At 56.6% G+C, this 3,292-nt stretch carries 3 protein-coding genes; all 3 read left to right on the forward strand.

The annotated features are described in order from the left end of the window. Positions 1–1,464 (forward strand): class I adenylate-forming enzyme family protein (locus tag ACFFAR_RS28750; RefSeq protein ID WP_375508963.1); only part of this gene is annotated, 1,464 nt, incomplete at its 5' end. 1 nt (position 1,465) lies between these two features. Further along, the gene (locus tag ACFFAR_RS28755) at positions 1,466–2,620 is read left to right on the forward strand and encodes a thiolase family protein (protein ID WP_174365174.1); all 1,155 of its coding nucleotides are present in this window, start codon (positions 1,466–1,468) and stop codon (positions 2,618–2,620) included. Positions 2,621–2,663: 43 nt separating this feature from the next. Continuing rightward, positions 2,664–3,056, forward strand: a complete 393-nt coding sequence (locus ACFFAR_RS28760; RefSeq protein ID WP_375508964.1) for a Zn-ribbon domain-containing OB-fold protein — start codon at positions 2,664–2,666, stop codon at positions 3,054–3,056. The last annotated feature ends 236 nt before the right edge of the window (positions 3,057–3,292 follow it).

Consider the following 3,292-nt stretch of genomic DNA (forward strand, 5'->3'; position numbering starts at 1 on the left):
CGACGTTTGACGATCAAATGTGCCATTGGCCTGCGAGAGAAAGGTGTTGATCGGGGCCAGCATGTCGCGATGATGCTTCCGAACGTGTCTGGCTTCCTAATCACATGGATTGCTCTCTGCCGCTTGGGCGCGGTAGCGGTCTTGGTGAACACGGCTAGCACGAGCACGGAGCTGGAGCGATTGTTGCGAGCCACCGATGTTGATTTTCTGGTCATTGATCGCGAATATCTGCCCGCATACGATGCGTTGCCGAGCGCTTCACGGTTGCGAGACAGCCATCTGGTTGTGCATGGAATCGCGAGCGGCGATGATTCCGCACGCAATAGCACCAGTTGGTCGAGCCTCCTTGAAGGCAATTCAGAGGATCAGGCTTTCCCTGACATTGACCTTGCTGAGATCGCGAGCATCCAGTTCACATCCGGGTCGAGTGGTGTGCCAAAGGGATGCATGCTTTCGCATCGGTATTGGCTAACTTTGGGCAAAGCGCGCTCAATGGTAGGACCAGCGCCTAGTAGAATCTTGATCGATACACCGATGTTTTACATGGGACCATTGTGGCGTTTCATGATGGCCTTCTATTGCGGTTCCACGCTCTGCGTCGCACCACGGTTCAGCCTGAGCCGTCTGTTTGATCGAATCCTCGACAATAAGATCGACTTTTGTCTAGTCACCTATCCGGTAGCGAAGCTCGGTCACGACCCTCGTCTTGCCAGCTCGTCCCTGAAATGGCTTGTGACCTATGGACTAGGCAAGGACTTGCACGCCGGACTTGAACAGCGATTCGGTGTGCCGGTGCGCGAGCTTTACGGAATGACTGAAATCGGGTCTGGTCTCTCCATGCCTGTTGACGATAGCAGCATGGTGGGATCAGGTTCGTGCGGGCGCCCTGCCTTATTTCGTCAGTGCAAGATTGTCGTCGACGGACGCGAAGTCCCGGATGGCACGCCGGGCGAACTGTGGATCACAGGCCCGGGACTTTTCTCGAGTTACTACCGCAACGATGAAGCGACGGCAGCGGCCTTCGAAGGCGAATGGTTCAAGACAGGCGACCTCTTTTCACGCGACGCAAATGGTTACTACTTTATGCTCGGCCGCATTAAGGACGTCATCCGGCGTAGCGGCGAGAATATTTCCGCCGCAGAAGTCGAGCTCGCCGTTAATCAAATCGACGGGGTTCTCGACGCGGCAGCGGTTCCGGTCCCCGATCCGTTACGCGGCGAAGAAGTGAAGATTGTTGTTGCGAAAGCGCCTGGCGCGGCTGGAGACAGCCTTAACGAGGATGCGATTGTACGTGAGTGTCAGCGCGTGCTTTCGCCATTCAAGGTTCCACGCTATGTCGAGTTCGTCGATGCCCTCCCGAAGACGCCGACAGGGAAAATAGACAAAAACATCCTGAAGGCCGCCGCGAAGACGCCCGGGGCAGCGGTATATGACGCCAAACCGGACAAGAAAAGGACTGCATGATATGAAATCGAATGACGTCGGTATCATTGGGTATGGTAGTTCAGCCTACGAAAAGGGCGTCAGCCAGCCCACTTTCGACTATCTCGCCGATGCGGCTGCTACGTGTCTAGATAGCGCCGGCATTTGCAAATCGGAAATCGATGGCCTCGCTCTGAGTTCGTTCATGGCGCCTCCCGATAACGCGGTGACCTTGTCGGAGTATCTTGGTCTCGAGCTGAACTGGGCCCACGTTTTCACCGCTGGGGGTGCCGGCCCCGTTGTATCCATTCTCGAAGCGGTGCGCGCGGTGGAGTCCGGAGCCGCGAACTGCGTGTTGTGCGTCGGCGGCGACGGCCGAACAATGGCCGACTTCCGCAATATGATCTCGCGATTTACCAAGGCGATCGGAAACTACGCTGCCCCTCTTAATTTTGGCGGCATGAATGGCTTCTTCGCGATGGTGCAACGTCGCCACATGCACGAATACGGGACAAAGCGCGAACAGCTCGGCCGCATCGCCGTCGACCAGCGAACGAATGCCCTGAAAAACCCACAGGCGCTCTTTAAGAAGCCTCTCTCGCTCGACGAGTACTTGAATGCGAGGATCATCGCCGATCCTTTCCGCCTTTATGACTGCCCGATGCCCGCTTCGGGCGCGGACGCAATCCTTGTCGCACCGCTAGATAAGGCTCGCCCTGGTAAAGGCGTACGGATCCTCTCGGGTCACCAGCGACACAATCACCTTCCTGGAGAGCTTTCTCCAATACAAGGTGGCTGGCACTCCTTCCGGGAAAAACTTTTTGATGAGGCGGGTTTGAGCCACGCCGATCTCGCTTTTGTGCAGGCATATGACGACTATCCGATCATGGTGTCTATCCAGTTGGAAGACCTTGGATTCTGCAAGAAGGGCGAGGTTGGTCAGTTCCTCGAAAACAACACAATGACCTTCGACGGCTCATTTCCACTCAACACTGGCGGCGGCCAGCTCTCGTGCGCTGCGACAGCTGGAGGGGGCGGTCTCATTGGCACGGTCGAGGCAGTGTGCCAATTGCGAGGCGAAGCTGGTGAGCGCCAGGTGGCGAATGCTCGAACGGGCCTGGTCAGCGGATTCGGAATGGTGTCGTATGGACATGGTCTGTCGGCGAGCGCAATGATTCTTCAGAAAGCAGGGAGCTAATATGGAATTTCCAATGCCAACCGAAGATTCGGTCAACCGCGCAATGCTCGCTGCATGGCGGGATCATGGTGAACTTCTTCTCCAGCACTGCGATGACTGCGGCGCAGTCATTTTTTATCCGCGAAAGCGCTGTCCTTCCTGCTGGTCCGCGTCGCTTACGAATCGCGCCTCAGCGGGCGCTGGAACGATCGTCACTTTTTCGATCGTGCACCGTGGCGTCGACGAAGCGTTCAGACGCGAAGGTCAGAACGTAGTTCTTGCCGTTGTGAAAACGGATGAAGGTCCGCAAGTGATCACGCGGATTGTGGGCTGCGAGCCGTCCGAGGTGGAGATCGCGCAGCGCGTCAAACTTTACGCTAATAGCGATCGCGAAGGGTATCCTTTGCCGGTGTATTTGATCGCCGCGAAAGAGCCCGGGTCGCCAGCACCCGGTTAGTGTGAGAAAGCCGCTGAACGAGGCGTGCGGATGAGCAGTAGTGCCTCGTCAGGAAATCCTTTGCCCGGCAACCCTTTTTCATAGCGATAAATCGTCACAGTGCGGTGGGCCTGGAAAGTTGAGGCGGCTTCAGGCGAACCCATCAAGACCGCGCGCCATAGCGAACTGGAATCGAAACCCTTCTTAAATTCGCTACGGCCGCAATCGCGCATTCGACGTTGTTTGTAAAATCAGCG

Source organism: uncultured Caballeronia sp. (assembly GCF_964243625.1).
Lineage (GTDB): Bacteria > Pseudomonadota > Gammaproteobacteria > Burkholderiales > Burkholderiaceae > Caballeronia.

What these genes read in the sequence shown, in the direction of transcription:
- ACFFAR_RS28755 (WP_174365174.1), top strand. Translation starts at nt 1,466, where the DNA reads ATGAAATCGAATGACGTCGGTATCATTGGGTATGGTAGTTCAGCCTAC.
- ACFFAR_RS28760 (WP_375508964.1), top strand. Translation starts at nt 2,664, where the DNA reads ATGCTCGCTGCATGGCGGGATCATGGTGAACTTCTTCTCCAGCACTGC.